Source organism: Scleromatobacter humisilvae (assembly GCF_023231945.1).
Lineage (GTDB): Bacteria > Pseudomonadota > Gammaproteobacteria > Burkholderiales > Burkholderiaceae_C > Scleromatobacter > Scleromatobacter humisilvae.
Map to the genome: position 1 here is coordinate 569,942 of NZ_JAJLJH010000001.1, position 18,964 is coordinate 588,905.

General features: G+C 71.2%; 18 protein-coding genes. 7 read left to right on the forward strand and 11 right to left on the reverse strand.

The window, feature by feature from the left end:
- The first annotated feature begins 156 nt into the window (after window positions 1-156).
- Window positions 157-504 (forward strand): hypothetical protein, encoded by a 348-nt coding sequence (locus tag LPC04_RS02665; RefSeq protein WP_275680633.1) that lies wholly within the window; start codon window positions 157-159, stop codon window positions 502-504.
- A 4-nt stretch (window positions 505-508) separates the two neighbouring features.
- Here the strand turns inward: LPC04_RS02665 and LPC04_RS02670 are convergent, their stop codons facing one another.
- From LPC04_RS02670 to LPC04_RS02695, 6 genes are all read right to left on the reverse strand, one after another.
- Entirely contained in the window at window positions 509-1,666 is a 1,158-nt protein-coding gene (locus tag LPC04_RS02670; protein WP_275680634.1) for a GGDEF domain-containing protein, read from the reverse strand.
- Between the two features lie 133 nt (window positions 1,667-1,799).
- Entirely contained in the window at window positions 1,800-3,104 is a 1,305-nt protein-coding gene (locus LPC04_RS02675) for a PilT/PilU family type 4a pilus ATPase (RefSeq protein WP_275680635.1), read from the reverse strand.
- A 200-nt stretch (window positions 3,105-3,304) separates the two neighbouring features.
- The gene (locus LPC04_RS02680) at window positions 3,305-4,561 is read right to left on the reverse strand and encodes an MFS transporter (RefSeq protein WP_275680636.1); all 1,257 of its coding nucleotides are present in this window, start codon (window positions 4,559-4,561) and stop codon (window positions 3,305-3,307) included.
- Window positions 4,558-4,881: a hypothetical protein gene (locus LPC04_RS02685; protein WP_275680637.1), complete on the reverse strand. Its 324-nt coding sequence runs from the start codon at window positions 4,879-4,881 to the stop codon at window positions 4,558-4,560. Before LPC04_RS02685 ends, LPC04_RS02680 begins: the two co-directional genes overlap by 4 nt.
- 1 nt (window position 4,882) lies before the next feature.
- Window positions 4,883-5,446: a cysteine hydrolase family protein gene (locus LPC04_RS02690; protein ID WP_275680638.1), complete on the reverse strand. Its 564-nt coding sequence runs from the start codon at window positions 5,444-5,446 to the stop codon at window positions 4,883-4,885.
- Window positions 5,447-5,451: 5 nt separating this feature from the next.
- Entirely contained in the window at window positions 5,452-5,889 is a 438-nt protein-coding gene (locus tag LPC04_RS02695; RefSeq protein WP_275680639.1) for a MarR family winged helix-turn-helix transcriptional regulator, read from the reverse strand.
- A 134-nt stretch (window positions 5,890-6,023) separates the two neighbouring features.
- Here LPC04_RS02695 and LPC04_RS02700 point away from each other — a divergent pair, with 134 nt between their 5' ends.
- The gene (locus tag LPC04_RS02700; RefSeq protein ID WP_275680640.1) at window positions 6,024-6,611 is read left to right on the forward strand and encodes a hypothetical protein; all 588 of its coding nucleotides are present in this window, start codon (window positions 6,024-6,026) and stop codon (window positions 6,609-6,611) included.
- Between the two features lie 3 nt (window positions 6,612-6,614).
- On the opposite strand, the gene LPC04_RS02705 is transcribed toward LPC04_RS02700, so the two are convergent.
- Entirely contained in the window at window positions 6,615-7,118 is a 504-nt protein-coding gene (locus LPC04_RS02705; RefSeq protein ID WP_275680641.1) for a hypothetical protein, read from the reverse strand.
- A gap of 162 nt (window positions 7,119-7,280) precedes the next feature.
- Between LPC04_RS02705 and LPC04_RS02710 the strand changes: the two genes are divergently transcribed.
- Both LPC04_RS02710 and LPC04_RS02715 read left to right on the forward strand, forming a co-directional pair.
- Window positions 7,281-9,005: a purple acid phosphatase family protein gene (locus LPC04_RS02710; protein ID WP_420854706.1), complete on the forward strand. Its 1,725-nt coding sequence runs from the start codon at window positions 7,281-7,283 to the stop codon at window positions 9,003-9,005.
- Window positions 9,006-9,079: 74 nt separating this feature from the next.
- Window positions 9,080-10,084: a YncE family protein gene (locus LPC04_RS02715; RefSeq protein WP_275680643.1), complete on the forward strand. Its 1,005-nt coding sequence runs from the start codon at window positions 9,080-9,082 to the stop codon at window positions 10,082-10,084.
- A 37-nt stretch (window positions 10,085-10,121) separates the two neighbouring features.
- On the opposite strand, the gene LPC04_RS02720 is transcribed toward LPC04_RS02715, so the two are convergent.
- The gene (locus LPC04_RS02720; protein WP_275680644.1) at window positions 10,122-10,730 is read right to left on the reverse strand and encodes a DUF4126 domain-containing protein; all 609 of its coding nucleotides are present in this window, start codon (window positions 10,728-10,730) and stop codon (window positions 10,122-10,124) included.
- A 179-nt stretch (window positions 10,731-10,909) separates the two neighbouring features.
- Here LPC04_RS02720 and LPC04_RS02725 point away from each other — a divergent pair, with 179 nt between their 5' ends.
- The 3 genes from LPC04_RS02725 (at window position 10,910) to LPC04_RS02735 (ending at window position 16,108) form a co-directional block, all read left to right on the forward strand.
- The gene (locus LPC04_RS02725) at window positions 10,910-11,164 is read left to right on the forward strand and encodes a GlsB/YeaQ/YmgE family stress response membrane protein (protein ID WP_275680645.1); all 255 of its coding nucleotides are present in this window, start codon (window positions 10,910-10,912) and stop codon (window positions 11,162-11,164) included.
- 194 nt (window positions 11,165-11,358) lie between these two features.
- Window positions 11,359-14,241 carry a hybrid sensor histidine kinase/response regulator gene (locus LPC04_RS02730; protein WP_275680646.1) on the forward strand — a complete coding sequence of 961 codons (2,883 nt, stop codon included), beginning with the start codon at window positions 11,359-11,361 and terminating at the stop codon, window positions 14,239-14,241.
- Window positions 14,242-14,419: 178 nt separating this feature from the next.
- Entirely contained in the window at window positions 14,420-16,108 is a 1,689-nt protein-coding gene (locus tag LPC04_RS02735; RefSeq protein WP_275680647.1) for a DUF5666 domain-containing protein, read from the forward strand.
- Window positions 16,109-16,139: 31 nt separating this feature from the next.
- Here the strand turns inward: LPC04_RS02735 and LPC04_RS02740 are convergent, their stop codons facing one another.
- The 3 genes from LPC04_RS02740 to LPC04_RS02750 all read right to left on the reverse strand — a co-directional run bounded on the left by LPC04_RS02740 (window position 16,140) and on the right by LPC04_RS02750 (window position 18,948).
- Complete coding sequence (locus LPC04_RS02740; RefSeq protein WP_275680648.1) at window positions 16,140-17,084, reverse strand: hypothetical protein; 945 nt, start codon at window positions 17,082-17,084, stop codon at window positions 16,140-16,142.
- 10 nt (window positions 17,085-17,094) lie between these two features.
- On the reverse strand, window positions 17,095-18,099 hold the full coding sequence (locus LPC04_RS02745) for a hypothetical protein (protein ID WP_275680649.1): 1,005 nt from the start codon (window positions 18,097-18,099) through the stop codon (window positions 17,095-17,097).
- A gap of 135 nt (window positions 18,100-18,234) precedes the next feature.
- Complete coding sequence (locus LPC04_RS02750; protein WP_275680650.1) at window positions 18,235-18,948, reverse strand: RNA polymerase sigma factor FliA; 714 nt, start codon at window positions 18,946-18,948, stop codon at window positions 18,235-18,237.
- Between the last annotated feature and the right edge of the window lie 16 nt (window positions 18,949-18,964).

An 18,964-nucleotide genomic window follows, 5' to 3' on the forward strand; every position in this document is an offset into this window, starting at 1 on the left:
ACCCCAGCCATTTGGGCAAAAGGCAAGACCTGACCCCAGCCATTTGGGACGGATGCTCGCCGCGAGCTGACTGTTCCTCTGCTTCGTCGAAAGGGCCCCGCGGGGCCTTTCTGTTTTTTGGCGCCGGTGCTTGCCCGCGGCGCGACAATCGACGCCATGCATCCCGCCCTCGAATCAGCATTGCAGGACGTCGAACCGCTCATCGCCGCCCGCGGATGGCAACGTCCGAAGCCACCGACGATCAACGCCGCGCAACGCCTGCTGCAACTCGTCGAGAAGCTGCCGCGCCAACCCGCCGTCCAGGTCGAACCCGAAGGCACGATCTCGTTCGAATGGGAGGCCGCCGAACTCGGCTGGCTCACGCTCACCGTCGACGACCAGGGCCAGCTGACGCACAGCGCGGTCATCGGGGAAGACGAGTTCACGCAGGCCGAGGCCTTCGGCGACGCCCTCCCCGACTGGGCCGCCACGCTGCTGCAGCGGCTGCTCGCCGCCGGCCACTGAGCGATCAGGCCGTCGCGGCCTCTTCGGGCACGCGCACCTGGTTGCGGCCGCCGCGCTTGGCCGCGTAGACGGCCGTGTCGGCCCGCGCCAGCAGTTGCTCGACGGTCTCGCCCGGCAGGTATTGCGCGGCGCCGATGGATACGGTGGTGCGTACCAGCGGCACGCTCATCAGCGACGCCTCCGCCACGCCCTGGCGCAGCCGCTCGGCGACCTCGAGTGCCGCCACCAGCGTCGTGCCCGGCAGCACCACGACGAACTCCTCGCCGCCGTAGCGCGCGCAGGTGTCGCCCTGGCGCAGGTGCTCGCGCACGCGCTGCGCGAAGGCGCACAGCGTGTCGTCGCCCGCGCCGTGGCCGTGGGTGTCGTTGACGAGCTTGAAGTGGTCGATGTCCAGCAGCAGCACGCTGAACGTGCGCCCGGTCGAGCGCGAGACGCTGACCTGCTGCTTGAGCAATTCGTCGAGCGCGCGGCGATTGGGCTGGCCGGTCAGCGAGTCGGTCCCGGCCTCGTGCTGCACCAGTTGCAGCGCCGCGCTCAGCTGGCTGGCGAGCGAGGCGTTGCTCAGCTGCAGGCCGATGCCGTCCAGCACGCGCTGGGCGATCGAGCGCATGTGGTACGTCAGCAGGCCGCAGAAGATCGTCAGGCCGTACACCAGCTCCTGCTCCACCGCGTGCGGCGGCCGCGCCAGCGCGGCCAGCATCACGGTGGCCCACAGCGCGCCCATCAGCGCGGCGTAGGCGCGGAAGTAGGTGATGTAGACGGGCGCGTTGATCGCCGCGACGCCGCACAGCACGGCACCCAGCCACGGGTCGAGCGTCGCGTTGAAGCCCGCGACGAGCCAGACGACCGCGCCCCAGCAGGTGCCGTCGAGCACCGCGATCGTCATCAGGTGCCGCAGGTGGCGCGCGCGCGACGGGCCCGCGCGCGCCATCGAACGCAGCAGCACGATGGACACGAGCCACGCACAGAAGAAGCCGCCCAGCCAGCACAGCATGCGCTCGTGCGGCGCGCGCGACCAGCCGAACCAGGCGACCAGCAGCCAGCCGATGGGCGTGGCCATCAGCAGGCTCTTGAGTGCCTGCACGCATTGCGCGAAGCCGATATCCCGCGTCACCTCCACCAGGTTGGCGTCGGCGGGCGAGGGAGTGGCGGGCGCTTGCACGGAGGTGGCGGAAGGGTCGACGTCAGGCTATCGGACGAAACGCGCGGCCGCAGCAACGCGAGCGCGGGCTCGCGCACCGCTTTCGTGCAAAGCTTCACGCCGCAGCCGGGCAGGCGGCGTGCCGCCTCGCGGATCAGCGTCCCTGGCCGCCGCCTGCGCTCGCGACCTCGGCGAGGCGCTTCTTCTCGCGCATCTGCGCGATCTCGGCGTCCTCGACCTTGTGGCGCGCCTCGTTCTTGCGCCGCAGCTCTTCCACCGGATCGACCTTGGGCGCCTCGGGCTCGTCGTCACCCATGTCCAGCGACAGCCCGCCGCCGCCGCCCGAGAAGGCCGACGGCTCGCCGCGCTTGCTGCGCAGCTTGATGTTCAGGCGCAGCTCGTTGGCGGAGTCGGCGTTGCGGATCGCCTCCTCGAAGCCGATCGCGCGCTGCTCGTAGAGCTCGAACAGCGCCCAGTCGAAGGTGCACATGCCCAGCTCGCGCGAGCGGGCCATGATGTCCTTGATCTCGTTGAAGTGGCCGGTGAAGATCTTCTCGGCGATCGTCGGCGTGTTCAGCAGGATCTCGATGGCCGCCGCGCGGCCCTTGCCGTCCTCGCGCCGCACCAGCCGCTGCGAGACGATGGCGCGCAGGTTGGCCGACAGGTCCATCAGCAGCTGCGCCCGGCGTTCCTCGGGGAAGAAGTTGATGACGCGCTCGATGGTCTGGCTGGCCGAATTGGCGTGCAGCGTGCCCAGGCACAGGTGGCCGGTCTCGGCGAAGGCGATGGCGTGCTCCATGGTCTCGGCGTCGCGGATCTCGCCGATCAGGATCACGTCGGGCGCCTGGCGCAGCGTGTTCTTCAGAGCGTGGTGCCAGCTGTGCGTGTCCACGCCCACCTCGCGGTGCGTGACGAGCGACTTCTGCGACTGGTGCACGTACTCCACCGGGTCTTCGACCGTGATGATGTGGCCCGACGACGTGCGGTTGCGGTGGTCGATCATCGCGGCCAGCGAGGTCGACTTGCCCGAGCCCGTCGCCCCGACGACCAGCACCAGGCCGCGCTTGGCCATCACGACGTCCTTGAGCACCTCGGGCAGCTTGAGCTTCTCGAAGTTCGGGATCTCGGCGGCGATCGTGCGGCAGACCAGGCTCACGCTCTGCTGCTGCACCAGGATGTTGATGCGGAAGCGCCCGGTGCCGGGAATCGTCACCGCGAAGTTGCACTCGAGTTCCTTCGCGAACTCCTCGCGCTGGCGCTCGGTCATCATGGCGTGGGCCAGCGCGCGCGTGACGTCGGCCGTCAGCTTCTGCGTGGTCATCGGCCGCATGCCGCCGTCCACCTTCATGCTGGGCGGGAAGTCGTTGGCGACGAACAGGTCGGATCCGCCGGCCGCCGCCATCGCGGCGAGCAGCTTGTGCATGTAGGTGCGGGCTTGGTCTTCGGTCAGGGCAGACATGGAACTCCGATGGGCGCGTCGTTTTGCATCACGCCGGCCAGAATGCCAGCGATGGTGGACGGCGAATCGGCGGAAGAACGGGTCTTTGCCACGGCTTCGCCGCGCGTCCTCGAACTCATCGGCCGGGCGGCCGCGAAGATGACGCTGGAGTCGGCACTAATCCTCGCCCGGGAGGACTTCGTCGTGCCCGTTACAAGGCCTCAGCCCGGATCCAGCTGGATACGCAGCCGGCCGGCGTCCACGTGCACGCGCAGGTGCCGATGCCGCGCCAGGTAGTGCAGCAGCACGGCCGCCGCCGCGAAGCCGGAGGCCGCGCCCACGCCCAGCGCCCAGCGCGGGCCCGCGGTGTCGGCCACCCAGCCGACGATGGGTGCGCCGATCGGCGTGCCGCCCAGCGCGATCGCCAGCCGCATCGCCATCACGCGGCCGCGCATCGCCGGCTCGGTGCCCAGCTGCAGCAGGCTGTTGGTGGAATTGGCAAAGGTGAGCGCCGACACGCCGATCACCATCAGTGCCGCGCCGAACAGCCAATACGTGGGCATCAGCGCGGCCAGCGTGCAGCCGATGCCGAACACGGTCGCCGACGTCAACAGGATCTCGATGCGCGGCTTCTGCCGACGCGCCGCCAGCAGCGAGCCGGAGATGGTGCCGATCGCCATGATGGACATCAGCAGGCCGTAGCGGCTCGCGCCCTCGTGGAAGACGCTCACCGCCATCGTGGAGATGAAGATCGTGAAGTTCAGGCCGAAGGTGCCGATCAGGAACAGCATCAGCAGGATGGCCGTGAGGTCGGGCCGGCTCGCGACGTAGCGCAGCCCGTCGACGAAGCCCCGGCCCTGCGCCGCCGCGTGCGCGCTCGCGTGACGCGCGTGCACGCGCAGCATCCACAACGCGACCAGCACGGCGAGATACGACGCCGCGTTGGTCACGAACGCCCAGCCCGTGCCCAGCGACGACAGCAGCACGCCGGCGATCGCCGGCCCGACCATGCGCGCGATGTTGAAGGAGGTCGAGTTCAGGCCGACCGCGTTCGACAGGTCCTGGTCGCCCACGAGCTCCGAGACGAAGGTCTGGCTCGCGGGTGCGTCGAAGGCGGTGACGCAGCCGAGCAGCAGCGCGAATGCGTAGACATGCCACAGCGCGACCACGCCGGCCAGCGTCAGCAGGCCCAGCGCGAGCGCCAGCACGAACATCGCCGACTGCGTCGCGATCAGGATGCGCCGGCGGTCGAAGCGATCGGCCGCCGAGCCCGTGAACGGCAGCAGCACGATGTGCGGCCCGAACTGCAGCGCCATCACCACGCCCAGCGCGGTGGCGTTGTGGTGGGTCAGCTGCGTGAGCACCAGCCAGTCCTGCGCGGTGCGCTGCACCCAGGTGCCGATGTTGGACACCAGCGAGCCGGCGAACCACTTGCGGTAGCTCGGGTTGCGCAGCGAACGGAACGTGCCCGCACTCATGTCGGCGTGTTGCCTCCGTGGAAGCGGCCGAAGTGCCGCGCCGCGAACAGCGAGATGACGAAGCCGCCCATGCCGGCGGCGAGGGTGTCGTCCCAGGCGTGGATCTCGAAGCCGCCCGCGCGCACCAGCAGCAGCCACGCCACGGCGAGGTTGAAGAAGCCCCACAGCACGTTGACGGTGGACGAGGACAGTCCCTCGCCGCGCGGCGTCGCGAACGGGCTCTGGAAAGGCCGCCCCAGCACGGCGGCGACGACGTGCGGCAGCGCGTTGAACAGGAACACGCCGCCGAAGAAGAGCGCGATGTAGTGGCCGATGGTCATCTCAGGCTCCGTGCGTGGCGAGCAGCGCGAGCACGTCGGCGGTCGAGCCCGTCTCGGCGATGCGCGGGAAGATACGGGTGACGGTATGTTCGTGCATCGCCTCGTCGACGTCGGTCATCGCGTCGAGCGGCAGCGTCACGTTGAAGCCGAGGTCGTACGCCTGGCGCGCGGTGGACTCGACGCCGTTGCTGGTGGCCACGCCCGCGATCACCACCTGCGTCACGCCGCGCGCGCGAAGCTGGGCCGCCAGCGCGCTGTCGCCGAAGGCGCCCGACGCGTGCTTGGTGATGGCGATGTCGTCGTCACGCTGGCCCAGCCCGGGCACGATGTCCGTCCAGCCGGGTGGCGGCGTCAGCGGCGGGCGTTGCAGGTCGGTGCGGCCCGGCGGACGCCCCGCCGCGTTGACCAGCACGACCGGCAGCCCGCGGCGCCGGAACGCCGCGGCGAGCTCGCCGGCGCGGTCGATGATGCCGGCGATCGGCGCCAGCGTCGGGGTGGCGAGCAGGCCCTTCTGCAGGTCGATGACGACCAGCGCGGACTGCGCGTCGAGCGTGGTGACCGGCATGCGGTTCAGCTTTCTCCAAGACGCCGGACGAGGGCGATCGCCTCGACCAGCGTGCGTTGTTCATCGGGATCGAACTGCTCGATCGCGGCGGTGAGCCACGCGAGCTTGGCGGCCTGGCGCTGGCGCCGCGCCGCGACGCCCGCCGGGGTCAGCGAGAACAGGATCTGGCGGCCGTCGGTGGGATGCGGATCGCGCTGCACCAGGCCCTCCTGCTCCAGTTCTGCGAGCAAGGTGCCCATCGACTGCGGCTTGACCATCTCGGCGCGCGCGAGCTCGGCCGTCGTCATCGGGCCGCCGCGGTCGAGCCGGCCCAGCGCGGCCGCCTGCGACCAGCTGAGACCTTCCTTGCCGGCCTCGCCACGCACGCGACGCAACAGCACGCCGACCGCCTGCATCAGCTCGGCGGCATTGGCTTCGGCGGAGGGCAGGCGTCTCGATGGCATGGCGCCAGTCTATCGATGAACAGTCAAACTTGCAAGTTAAACTTCTAATCTACAGCCATTGACGACGCTGCAGCCGAGTCGCCGGAACACCATTTGCCGATTTCGGCGATATCGGAAACCTCCGGAGACCCAACATGGATTCCCTGAACACACCCACCCTCGCGGCCATCATCGTCGTCGCGGTGATCCTCGTCGCGTTCGTCGCGTGGCTGGCGTACAGCGCGGCCGAGTCGAAACGGCTCAAGCAGCGCTTCGGCCCCGAATACGACGCCGTCCTCAAGCGCCATGGCGGCAGCAAGGCCAAGGCCGAGGCCGAGCTGAAGCAGCGCCAGAAGCGCGTCGACCGCTTCGAGATCGTGCCGCTCGCGCCGGCCGACGTGACCCGCTTCTCGGAGGCCTGGACACGCCTTCAAGGCTCGTTCGTCGACGACCCCAAGGGCGTGCTGATCGAGGCCGACCGCCTCGTGCGCGACCTGCTGGCCAAGCGCGGCTACCCGGTGGCCGACTTCGAGCTGCGCGCGGCCGACATCTCGGTCGACCACCCCATCGTGGTCAACAACTACCGCGCGGCTCAGCGCATCGTCTCGCTCGACCAGCGCGGCGAGGCCAGCACCGAGGACCTGCGCAAGGCCGTGGTGCACTTCCGTGCGCTGTTCGACGAGCTGCTGGGCAAGACGACGGCGCACGACGAGTCCGCGCCGCCGGCCCGGCTGGCGGCCTGACGCCTACTTGCGCGCCCACAGGTAGCAGTAGGTCGTGCTGCCCTCGAGATTGGGGCCGGTCGTGCCGTCGGCCGCGATCTCCTTGAGCCAGCCGTCCGGATCCTGCGTCGTGGGCGAGTCGCCGCAGTTGGTGTGCACCCAGTGCATGCCGCCCTGGTACGGGATGCCGCACAGCGACAACCGGTCGCCCGTCTTGATCGTGTCGAGCGGCGCGGGCACCGCCTCCTGGCGCTTGCGATAGCCGTTTGCGAAGACGTCGTCGACCGCGATGTCGTACTTGTTGCCGTCGGCGTCGCCGATCAGTTTCACGTGCGTGTGCGACAGCTCGATGCCGTGCAGCCGCGAACCGTGCCGGAAGGTCGGCGCGGCGAGCACGACGCCCGTCAGGTAGCTGCCCGCGGCCGCCTGGCAGTCCGACGCGTCGTCGGCCCGCGCCGCGTTGCAGGCCAGCAGCGCGGCGCCGATCAGCAGGAGATTCAGCGGCAGGACAGGTCGGGTGCGGCTCATGGCGGTCTCGCGATGCGAAGCGGGACGTCCATCTTGCGGCATCCCCGGCGAACATGGGAATGCACCGAACGCGGGGGGACTTGTCACGCCGCCGCCATGTTGCGCCCGCAACCTCGGCGGCGCGCTGGATGTCAGCGAGGCAGCCCCGAGGAGCGACCCATGATGCGACCCCGTCCCGACGACTTCGCCGCCGAAGACGCCCTGGCCGGCAACGGCGACACCCCCGCCGGCGGCGTCTCTCGCCGCGGCTTCTTCCGCGGCGCCGGCGCCGTCGGGCTGGCGACGGCCGTCTCGGGATTCGCGCTGGCGCGCGACGCCGGCGCCGCCGACGCCGTCGCCGACGGCACGCCCGAGCAGATCCACCTGACCTGGGGGGAGGATCCGGCGAGCACGGTGCACGTCTCGTGGGCCTCGGCCGCGCAGGCCGTGCATCCGCGCGTGCACTTCGGCCATTCAGCCGGCCGCGAGCGCGTGCTGCCCGCTGTGCAGCGCACCTACACCGATGGCCTCAACGGTCAGACCGTCTTCACGTACCACGCGAAGCTGGAAGGCCTGGAGCCCGACGCCGTCGTGCACTACAGCGTGACCGCGGACAACGACGGCAAGGCCGCCAAGCCCTTCGCCGCGACCTTCCGCACCGCGCGCCGCGGCCGCCACGCGTTCCGCTTCACCAGCTACGGCGACCTGGCGACCCCGAACACGAGCTGGGTGCTGTCGTCGGTGCAGAGCCGCTACGCCGTGCAGGCGGTCGAGCGCTTCGAGCCGCTGTTCCACCTGCTCAACGGCGACCTCTGCTACGCCAACCTGAACCCGGCGTCGCAGCCGGCGGTGTGGGCCGACTTCGGCAACAACATGCAGGCCTCCGCGTCGCAGCGCCCCTGGATGCCGTGCCCCGGCAACCACGAGATCGAGTTCGACAACGGCGCGCAGGGCTTCGATTCCTACCTGACGCGCTTCGCGCTGCCGCACAACGGCAGCGAGTTCCCGGGCCGCTGGTACAGCTTCCGCGTCGGCAGCGTGTTCTTCGTCTCGCTGTCGGCCGACGACGTGATCTACCAGGACGGCGGCCCCTTCGTCGGCGGCCCGAACCCGCTCGCGCCAGCCGCCAGCACCGGCAACGTGCCGATCGAGCCGGGCACGTCGTTCTACGTTCGCGGCTACAGCAAGGGCGCGCAGACGCGCTGGCTCGAGGAGACGCTCGCGCGCGCGCAGCGCGACGACGACATCGACTGGATCGTCGTGCAGATGCACCAGGATGCGATCACGTCGTCGGCGACCGGCAACGGCGCCGACAAGGGCCTGCGCGAGGCCTGGCTGCCGATCTTCGACCGCTACGGCGTCGACCTCGTCGTCTGCGGCCACGACCACGACTACGAGCGCAGCTGGCCGATCCGCGGCTGCAACCACGGCGCCGGCCGCGACGCCGTCACCGGCGCGCAGGTCGAGACGCTGCAGCCCCGGCCGGTCGCGACGGCGCCGTCGCACGACGGCAGCTTCGACACGAGCCACGGCACCGTGCACCTGGTCCTGGGCGGCGGCGGCACCAGCGCGCCGCTGGACGTCTACGGCACCGACCCCGCCGACGGCCTGCCGCAGGCCAAGGTCTTCACCAAGCCGAACCGGCCGATCCCCGGCGCGACGGCGGGCGTCTACGTGCGCAACGCCGCCGACGCGCTGGAGGACGCCATCTGGTCGGCCCGGCGCGATACGGGTACCGGCTACGGTATCGCCGTGTTCGACGTCGACCCGGGCGAGCGCGGCGGCAAGACCTCGATCACGATCCGCTACTACCACGCGCCGGGCGCCGACAAGGTGCCGACGCCCGACTACGAGCTGTTCGAGACGGTCGTGCTGGCCAAGCAGCGCGCCGACAAGCACGGCTGGTAAAGCGTCGCGGGCGCCGCAGGGCGGCGTTAGACTCCGCGCACCGGGCGCGCCAGACGCCCGGGCCGGGAGTCAGCATGCACAAGACAACGATCGCGGGGCGCGGCACCGTCTCGGCCGCCCTGTTCGCGGCCGTCGCGGCCTGCGGAGGCGGCGGCGGCAGCGCGCCGCCGCCCGCCCCTCCGCCGGCACAGGCCAGCGCCCTCTTCGTGGCGAACTCCCACACCGGCGACGTCGACGGCTTCCCGACGCTGTCGCCACCCGCCGGCACCACCACGTCGGGGCACGACCTCGCCAGCGTGGCCAGGATGGACGGCCCCCTGGCCTACGACTCCGTGCACGACCTGCTCTACGTCGCGACCACGCCGACGCCCACGCCCGACGACAACGCCGCGCGCATCCAGGTCTTCAGCCACGCCAGCCAGCTCGCGGCCGGCGCGACGCCGGCGCGGACGATCTCGCTCGACGACTCCATCGGCGTCGAGTCCATGACCGTCGACGGGGCCTCCGACACGCTGTGGGTGTTCTATCGCTACCAGATCTCCACGACCGTGGACGACGCCATCATCCGGCGCGTCGCGTCGGCGAGCACCGCGACGACCTCGCTCGACTTCGTGATGACGCTGGGGCACTGGACCGAGTCGGCCACCTACGACCCGGTGCACGACATCGTCTACGCGACCGACGGATCGGGCGTGGTCGTCCTGTCGCAGGCCTCCGTCAACAAGTATTGGCCCGTCACGCCGACGCGGGAATTCGGCGCGGGCATCGACGGCGTCGCGCTCGCGAGCGATTCGTCGCGCGACCTCCTCTACATCGCCGACGGCGCCGGCAGCGCCGTCTGGCTGATGCAGGGTGCGAGCACGGCGTCGCCGACGCTGGTCGGCCCGGTGCCGCTACCGGCGGCGCCGTCCTCGATCGCGGTGGACACGGCCAACGACCGCCTCTATCTCAGCGCCGGCGGCAACGTCCACGTGGTCGATCACGCCAGCAGCCTGACCGCGGCAACGCCCATCCCGGCGCCCGCGATCGTCGGGGCCAGCGGCGACCACTTCTGGTTTTCGGGCGCGACCATCCGCTAGCGGGCGGGCCGCGCCTTCCGGGCCCTCGCGCCCCGCGCTACGGCGTCGACGGCGAAAAGCGGCGCCGCAGCCGCCCGACGACCCCGCGCAGGAACCGGACCAGCAGCAGCGTTGTCGTGGCCATGAGCAGCACGGCGATGGCGACCACCACCAGCAGCGCGACCGGATGCGCGGTGGCCAGCCAGAGCACGGCCGGCACCGTGGCATCGCCGATCAGCGACAGCGCGATGTTGGAGAACGGCTCGGGCGAGGTGTTCACCGCCGCGCGCACGCTGGCCTTGGCCACGTGCGAGTTGGCCGCCAGCGCGGCGCCGAGCACGGCAGCGACCGCGACCCAGGTCGCATCGTCGCCGCCGAACACCCCGGCCGCGAGCGCGGCGCCGCCGGGAATGCGAACCAGCGTCTGCAGCGCGTCCCAGATCGAATCCAGCGCCGGGATCTTGTCGACCAGGAACTCGACGGCGGCCATGACGCCGGCGGCCGTCAGCACCAAGGGGTTCTCCAGCACGTGCAGCCCCGGCGGCAGCGTGATCCAGCCCAGCGCGCCGGCCCCGCCGGTGAGCAGCAGCACCGCCCACAGCCGCAGGCCGCTGGCCCAGCCAAGCGCGGCGGCGAGCGCGATCAGGTGCGTGGTGTCGGAAGGCATGGTGGCCGGAGGTCGTGGCGGGGTCGCACGGATGCCGACGATACGCCCATCGCACGCAGCCGGCGCGCCGGACGCCAAGGCACTCGGGTAGACCCGGCCCAGGCGCCGCCCGCGCCGCGCTAGGCTCTGCTGATCAGCAGGCAAGCCATGGTGGCTGCCGCTGCAACCGGGAATGCGCCATGTTTCACTTGCTGTGGATGTTCATCGTCGGCATCGTCGTGGGCGCCATCGCGCGCTGGATCATGCCCGGCGCCGAGAGCATGGGCCTGGTCATGACCGGCATCGTCGGCATCGCCGGATCGTTCATCGGCGGCTTCATCGCGCGCCTGTTCAGCAAGCCGGCGGACGGCGCGATCGTGCATCCGGCCGGACTCGTGCTGTCGGTGATCGGCGCACTGATCCTGTTGTTCGTCGTCAAGAAGTTCGGGCTCTGAACGGCGCCGGCGGCTGTCGCCAGGCTGACCCTGTCGCCAGCCATGGCGTCGCCGCCGCTTGGTGATCGCCGGCTTTCTCTGATAGCTTGTCGGAATCCTGGCTTCGTGGACTGCGCCGATATGCCGATGATTGGTTGCGACCCCCTCGTCAACGCGCCCGCTTCGCCGGGCGCACGAGCCGGGGACCGGCCGCATTGAACGCGCCCGCGATCGACGCCGCCGCGATGGCGAGGCACGAGCGACGGGGCCGGGCCTCGATCCAGCGAAGCCTGCTGACGTCCTCGCTGTTCACCGCCACGATCGCGCTGATCCTGTCGGCCGCGGCGGCGCAGGTCTTCGTCTACGCGCCCGTCCAGCACGCGCTGGCGGCGGCCGAACTGCGGGTGGCCACGCAGGCGGTCGACGCGGATTTCGCGGGCTTGTTCCAGCGCGTCGAGACCATCGCCCGGCTGCGCGCGGAGTGGGGCCGGGCCGGGCTGGTCGGCGTCGACGACGAGCGCGGCCTGGTCAGGCTGATGGCGCCGGTGCTGATGAACGAGCCCGACGTGTCGTCGCTGGCGATCGCCGCGACGACCGGTCGCGAGATCCTCGTGCGCAAGGGCGACGGCGGGTCGCTGCTGTTGCGGCACACCGATCCGGACGCGATGCACGGCGTGGAGATCGACACGCGCTGGAACGACGGCCAGCCGGAGCCCGCTGTGCGCCGCGCCTCGGACTACGACGCCCGTCAGCGCCCCTGGTTCAAGCGGGCGATGGCCGTCGGCGACCAGCGCCGCATCGCCTGGACCGACCCGTTCGTCTTCCGTTCCACGGGCATGCCGGGCATGTCCGCCCTGGTCAGCTGGGTCGACCCCGCGGGCCGCGCCTTCGCCAGCACGACCGACATCACGCTGCTGGATCTGTCGCGATTCACCCGCAGGCACCCGGTGAGCGCCCACGGCAAGAGCGCGGTGCTGACCTCGGACGGCCACGTCGTCGCCCTGCCGGACGACGCGGGCTTCCGGTCGGACGAAGGCGTCCACGCCAACGTGTTCAAGCCGGTGGGAGACATCGACGCGGGCGCCCTGCTCGCGGCGTATTCGGGCTGGCGCGCCAGCGACGACCGCGCCGCGCTCGTCCACTTCCGCTTCGGCGGCAGCGCCTGGGTGGCGTCCTGGCGCGCCATCGACATCGGGACGCCCAGCGGCCTGTGGGTGGTGTCGTATGCGCCCGAGTCGGACTTCGGCGTCAGCACGAAGACGCAGGTCATGATCCTCGCGGCGATCCTGGCGGCGGGCCTCTTGGCGACCATGATCCTGACGATGCGCACGGCCGCCGCCTTCGCCGCGCCGCTGCGCGAGCTCGCCGCCGAGAGCGAGCGCATCGGCCGCCTCGAGCTCGCGCGGCCGGTGCAGGTGCGCGGCACGTGGCACGAGGTCGACGTGACCGCGCGCTCGCAGGAGTCGATGCGCCAGCGCCTGCTGCAGGCGACCTCCGGACTCGAGGCCGCCGTCGATCGCCGGACGGCGGAACTCGCGGCGGCGCGCGACGCCGCCAACGCCGGCGCGCGGGCCAAGGAGTCCTTCCTGGCCAACATGAGCCACGAGATCCGCACGCCGATGAACGCCATCGTCGGCCTGACGCAGCTGCTGCAGCAGACGAGCATGGACGCCACGCAGCACGACTATCTCGGCAAGATCGAGGACGCCGCGACGCTGCTGCTGCACATCGTCAACGACATCCTGGACTTCTCCAAGATCGACGCCGGCAAGCTGAGCATCGAGCGCACGGAATACCTGCTCGACGACGTCCTGCGGCGCGTCGCGCAGATCGTCGCGCCCGCGGCCGACGTCAAGCGGCTCGAGCTGGTCGTGCATCGCGCGCACGACGTCCCGAACCTGCTGCTGGGAGATCCGCTGCGGCTGGGCCAGGTGCTGATCAACCTCGCGACCAACGCCGTCAAGTTCACGCCGGCCGGCGAGGTCGTGCTGGCGGTCGCGCTGGCAGGAGAGCCGGGCCGCCAGGCGCTGCGCTTCGAGGTCCGCGACACGGGCATCGGCATGAGCCCCGACCAGCTCGCCAAGCTGTTCCAGCCCTTCGAGCAGGCCGACCAGTCGATGGCGCGCCGCTTCGGCGGCACCGGGCTGGGGCTGGCGATCAGCAAGCGCCTGGTGGAGCTGATGGGCGACACGCTGCGCGTCGAGAGCACGCCCATGAAGGGCACACGCTTCCTGTTCGACCTGCCGCTGCAACGCCCGGCGTCCGCCGCGGCCCGCGAGCCCGGGCGAGGCCACGCGCTGCAGGCGATGCGCGCGCTGGTCGTCGACGACAACGCGAGCGCGCGATCGGCGATGCTCGAGATGCTGGCCTCGCTGAAGATGCACTGCGACGGCTTCGCCGACGGTCCCGAAGCCGTCGCCGCCTTCGCGCAGGCCGCCCGCTCCGACCGGCCGTACGCGCTCGTCTTCGTCGACTGGCGGCTGGCGGGCGAGGACGGCTTCGACGTCATCGCGCGCATGCGGGCCGCGGCGACGCCCGCCGAGGCCACCTTCATCATGGTGGCGACCACGCTGGCGCCGGAGCTGAGCGAGCGCGCCGAGGCCGCGGGCGTCTCGGGGCTGATCCTCAAGCCGGCGACGCCGTCGTCCCTGCTGAACTCGATCCTGCTGGGCCTGGGCGGCCGCAGCGTGCTGGATCGCGAGTCCGCCGGCCAGCCGCACGACCGCTTCGCCGAAGGGCGCCGCGTGCTGCTGGTGGAGGACAACGACGTCAACCGCCTGATCGCCACCGAGCTGCTGCGCCCGTCGGGCGCGCTCGTCACCGCCGTCGCGGACGCCGAGGCAGCCATCGCGCTGGTGGCCGGCGGCGTCGCCTACGACATGGTGCTGATGGACGTGCAGATGAAGGGCATGGACGGCCTCGAGGCGACCCGCCTCATGCGCCGGCAGCCGGCGGGCGCCAAGATGGTGATCGTGGCGCTGACGGCGCACGCGATGCCCGGCGACCGCGCGCGCTGCATCGCCGCGGGCATGGACGACTACCTCTCGAAGCCGGTCTCGTCGGCCGACCTGCTCGATTGCCTGCGTCGATGGCTCTAGCCGTTGCAGCCGACGCGACCTGAAACATCCTCGGCCTTCGCGTTACCTTGCGCCACCCGAAACTGTCGACACTCTGAGCACGAGGTGTCGGCTTACGTGTCTTCACACCTTTCCGGCCGGGACGCCGCAAAGTAGCGGCCTCGGCGAGGAACGCTCCTCGTCCCACCTGGAGATGGCCATGAAGATTTCGGCAACGACCTGCGCCCTGTCGTCCGCGCTCGCACTCGCCCTCGTCGCCTGCGGCGGCGGCGGGGCCTCGGCGCCCGTGGACGGCACCTCGGGCCCCAGCGCGGCCCCGACGACCAGTTCGTCCGGCGCGATCACGGCCTTCGGCAGCGTGTTCGTCAACGGCCACGAGTACGGCACCGCCGGCGCGCAGGTGGTCGACGACGACACCGGCGCGACCGACAACCGCGTCTCGGCCCTCGAGGTGGGCCAGGTCGTCGACGTCGATCCCGCCAGCACCAGCACGGCCACGGCGCCCGTGGCGCGGCTGCTGCACGTGCACCCGCTGGTGCGCGGCGACGTGGACGCCTGGGACGCCACCGGCAACACGCTGACCATCATGGGCCAGCTCGTCAGCCTGGACAGCGCCACGCTGTTCTCCGACCACCGCGCCTGCGTGAGCGCGGCGACGAACCCCTGCACGCCGATCAGCGACGCCTCCGGCCTGGCGCTGACCACCGCGAGCGGCGGCACGACGACGCCCGGCTCCTGGGTCAGCGTCGACGGCTACCTGTTCAACAGCGGCAGCGGCGCGGCCAACGTCGTCGCGACGCTGGTCGCCGTGCACGACGCGCCGACGGGCAACGCGGGTGCGAACTACAAGGTCGAGGGCGTCGTCACCACGACGAGCGCCACGGCCAGCAGCGCGGCGATCACCATCGGCGGCCTGCAGATCGACCTCGGCGCCGCCACCTGCCGCGTCAACGGCAAGGCGATCGCCTGCGCCGGCGCGTTCGCCGCGGGCGACGTCGTCTCCGCCTTCGCGCCCACCGCGCCGGCCCTGCCGGCCGCCTCGTTCAGCCCCACCGTGGTGCTGGAGCGCCACCACCTGCCGGTGCAGACCGTCGGGGCCAGCGTGGAGTTCGACGGCAGCGTGTCGTCGTTCACCGCGGCCTCGGGCAGCGCGGCCGCCAGCTTCGTCGTGCGCGGCGTCCAGGTCGACACCTCGGCCCTGCCCGCCGGTACTTCGGTGCCCGCGGTCGGCGACCTCGTCTCCATCGTCGGCACCGTCTCGAGCGACGGACTGTCGGTCGCCGCGACGTCGATCCGCATCCTGCGCGCCGCGCGCAACGTCAGCTACGGCTTCATCGGCGACGACACCGGCGTCGCCGCGGGCAGCACGTCCGGCACGTTCACGTTGACGGTGCTGGGCCAGTCCATCGTCGTGTCCGCGCAGACGCGGCTGGCGGATCGCTCGTCGCATCACTGGTTCGACATGGACCCGCAGACCAATCCGTTCAACATCTCGACGTTCCAGACCTACCTGGCCGCGAGCGCGTCGCAGCACCTGGCCGTCACCGCGGCCAAGGACAGCGCCGGCATCCTGCAGGCCCTGTCGGTGACGATCGTGCCGGCGTCGACGGTCAGCGAGATCGCGGGTCCGGTCGACGCGAGCCCGGCGCCGGTGGCCGGGACGGGCGGCACGCCCGCGACGTTCTCGATCGACGGCGTGCCGGTCAGCGCCGCGGTCGCCGCGATCGCGTTCCGCCACCACGGCGGCTCGGCGATCGCCGCCGGCGACGAGGTGCTGGCCGCCGGAACGTACGCCGGCGGCACGCTCACCGTCGGCGCGACGCGCAGCTTCGGCAACTTCGTGATCGACTCGGGTGCATCCACCGGCCACGACGTGCCGTTGTTCTGAGGCCGCGCACTGCAACTCGACGCAACATCCGTCACCGCGCCTCGCCGCTCGCCCACGCCGCGCGAATCTGGCGGCCGCACATCAGCGAGGCCGCGCCGGCCTTCGCGCCGTCGAAGGTGAACGCGAAGCGCGCGAGCACCCCCCAGGTCGTCTCGTCGCGCGAGATCCACGGGTAGAAGCCGAACGCGCCGGCGCTGCTGAAGGCGCCGTCGCCCTGCGGGTCGTCCTCGACCCAGTGGCCGATCGAGTAGTGCAGGTCGGCCTGCGTGAACGGCGACGCGGCGGCCGTCGCGCAGGTGCGCGGGTTGGTGCAGACGGGATGCGTGCCCAGCAGCGATTTCATCTGCAACTGGCCGTCGACGATGCGGCGCAGGAACTCGCCGTAGTCGGCGGCGCTGGCCGCGATGCCGCCGGCCAGCTGCGGCTGCAGGTAGCGGAACGACGTGCCCAGCGTCTCGTTGACGGTGCGCGCGAGGCCTGCGTCGTCCAGCGATCCGAGGCCGTCCAGCACGGCGTGGCGCTCCATGTGGCCGCCGTTGTACGCGAACTGGCCGTCGGTGGCCGCGTCGTGCTCGCCGTTGCGGCCCATCGCGTCGCACTCGGCGATGGTCTGGCCGCGGTGGCAGCCGCGGAAGTGCGTGTAGCCGCTCGTGAAGGTCAGGAAGCGCACGTCGTCGTCGGTCAGCCGGCCCTGGCGCTGCTGCGCGACGAACGCGGCGTAGACGAGCTTCGAGGCCGACGCGATCGGCATGGGCGTCGTGGCGGCCGGCGCGCGGGCGCCGACGCGGCCGTCGGCGAGCACGCCGTGCGCGTCGCCGATCGACCAGTAGAACGGCTGCACGGCCCGGCATCTCTCGTTCGTCTCCGCGGTCGACCGGGCGGCCGCGCCGCGTTGCGCCGCGGTCGGCTGGGCGCCGGCGCCCCGCGCGGCCACGACGGCGGCAAAGGCGACGGCCACGACACGGCTGGTGGTCACGGCCGGCTCCTCATGGGTATTGCCCGGCCACCCACGCCGCGCGGATCTTGCGCCCGCACTTCATCGACGCGACGCCCTCCTGCTCGTCGCTGCTCTTGGCGCTGCGCGCGAGCACGCCCCACCAGGCCTTGTCGTGGGCGATCCAGGGATAGAAGCCGAACGCGCCGGGGCTGCTGAACGCGCCGTCGCCGGCGGCGGGGTCGTCCTCGACCCAGTGGCCGATCGAGTAATGGTCGGCCTCCGACGGAATGGGCGTGTAGACCGCCGTGGCGCACGTCGACGGCTGCGTGCACACCGGATGCGCGCCCAGCAGCGCCGAGATCTCCAGCTGGCCGGCGACGATGCGTTGCAGGAAGGCGCCGTAGTCGGTGGCCGACGTGTAGATGCCGCCGGCCAGCTGCGGCTGCGAGTAGTTGAACGAGGTGCCCAGCGACGCGTTGATCGCCGACGCCAGGTCCGCATTGCCGAATGTCGCGAGGCCGTTGTCGTTCGCGTGCTTTTCCATGTGCCCGCCACCGTAGAAGAACTTGCCGTCGTTGGCGGCTTCGTAGGTGCCGTTCGTGCCGTCGGACTCGCAGGTACCAACGGTCTCGCCCGGCTGGCAGCTGGTGAAGTCGGTGTAGCCGCTGACGAAGTTCAGGTCGTGGAGGTCGGTGTCCGTCAGCACGCCGCCACGCTGCTGCGCGACATAGGCGCCGTACACGAGCTTGGATGCCGAGGCGATCGCCATGATCGTCGACGCCACCGGCGGCGCCGCGCCCACGTTGCCGTCGCCCAGCTTGCCGCCGGCGTCGCCGACCGACCAGTAGAACGGCCGCACCGCGACGCAGTCCGCGGCCTGCGACGCCGCGCTCGCGGCGGCCGCGGCGCGCTGGGCGACCGTCGGCGCGGGCGGGGGCGGTGGTGGCGAGGGAACAGGCACGGGTGCCGGGGCGGGCGATCCGCTCCCACCGCCGCAGGCGGCGACGAGCGCGGTCAACAGCGTGAGCGTGACGAGTCGAGTGGTGCGGTCCATGGACGCACTATGTCCGCTCGCCGCGCGACGGCGCGCGCGGGTCGGCCACAAATCATGACGCCGTTGTCGCAATCGCCTCGCGCCAATGAAAAAGCCGCCCGCAGGCGGCTCGTTCATCGCGCCGAGGCGCGGAGATCACCATTCGCGCAGCTTGACGCGCAGGCGGGCGATCGACTGGCTGTGCAGCTGGCAGACGCGGCTCTCCGTGACCTTGAGCACCGCCGCGATCTCCTTGAGGTTCATGTCGTGCTCGTAGTACATCGACATCACGTACTGCTCGCGCTCGGGCAGGTTCTTGATCGCCTCGACCAGCGCCTCGCGCATGCGATGGTCCTGCAGCATCGACAGCGGGTTGGCGTCCTCGTTGGACACGTGGCGGTCGAGGTAGTCGTCGCCGCCCTCGTCGCCCGACATGTCTTCCAGGTACACCAGCTGCGTGCCGCGCACCTTGCCCAGCACTTCCTGGTATTGCGTCAGCGACATGCCCATGGCCTCGGCGATCTCGCTTTCCTGCGGCGCGCGGCCCAGCTTCTGCTCGAGCTTGTGCACCGCGGTCTCGATCTCGCGCTGCTGGCGGCGGCCGCCGCGGCTCATCCAGTCGCTGCCGCGCAGCTCGTCGAGCATGGCGCCGCGGATGCGTTGCGTCGCGAAGGTCTCGAACTGCACACCCTGTTCGCTGTCGAAGCGCGACATCGCGTCGTTCAGGCCGATCATGCCGACCTGGATCAGGTCGTCGATCTCGACGTTGGCCGGCAGCTTGGCAATCATCTGGTGCGCGAGGCGTCGCACGAGCGGGCTGTATTGCTTGAGCATCGCGTTGGCGTCGAGCTGGCCTTTGGCGGTGTACATGGCGATCTCCAGATTC

Coding starts and splice junctions, on each gene's coding strand:
- LPC04_RS02715 (WP_275680643.1), top strand. CDS start 9,080: ATGCACAAGACAACGATCGCGGGGCGCGGCACCGTCTCGGCCGCCCTG.
- LPC04_RS02700 (WP_275680640.1), top strand. CDS start 6,024: ATGGATTCCCTGAACACACCCACCCTCGCGGCCATCATCGTCGTCGCG.
- LPC04_RS02665 (WP_275680633.1), top strand. CDS start 157: ATGCATCCCGCCCTCGAATCAGCATTGCAGGACGTCGAACCGCTCATC.
- LPC04_RS02705 (WP_275680641.1), bottom strand. CDS start 7,118: ATGAGCCGCACCCGACCTGTCCTGCCGCTGAATCTCCTGCTGATCGGC.
- LPC04_RS02750 (WP_275680650.1), bottom strand. CDS start 18,948: ATGTACACCGCCAAAGGCCAGCTCGACGCCAACGCGATGCTCAAGCAA.
- LPC04_RS02685 (WP_275680637.1), bottom strand. CDS start 4,881: ATGACCATCGGCCACTACATCGCGCTCTTCTTCGGCGGCGTGTTCCTG.
- LPC04_RS02720 (WP_275680644.1), bottom strand. CDS start 10,730: ATGCCTTCCGACACCACGCACCTGATCGCGCTCGCCGCCGCGCTTGGC.
- LPC04_RS02675 (WP_275680635.1), bottom strand. CDS start 3,104: ATGTCTGCCCTGACCGAAGACCAAGCCCGCACCTACATGCACAAGCTG.
- LPC04_RS02680 (WP_275680636.1), bottom strand. CDS start 4,561: ATGAGTGCGGGCACGTTCCGTTCGCTGCGCAACCCGAGCTACCGCAAG.
- LPC04_RS02695 (WP_275680639.1), bottom strand. CDS start 5,889: ATGCCATCGAGACGCCTGCCCTCCGCCGAAGCCAATGCCGCCGAGCTG.
- LPC04_RS02735 (WP_275680647.1), top strand. CDS start 14,420: ATGAAGATTTCGGCAACGACCTGCGCCCTGTCGTCCGCGCTCGCACTC.
- LPC04_RS02710 (WP_420854706.1), top strand. CDS start 7,281: ATGCGACCCCGTCCCGACGACTTCGCCGCCGAAGACGCCCTGGCCGGC.
- LPC04_RS02725 (WP_275680645.1), top strand. CDS start 10,910: ATGTTTCACTTGCTGTGGATGTTCATCGTCGGCATCGTCGTGGGCGCC.
- LPC04_RS02690 (WP_275680638.1), bottom strand. CDS start 5,446: ATGCCGGTCACCACGCTCGACGCGCAGTCCGCGCTGGTCGTCATCGAC.
- LPC04_RS02745 (WP_275680649.1), bottom strand. CDS start 18,099: ATGGACCGCACCACTCGACTCGTCACGCTCACGCTGTTGACCGCGCTC.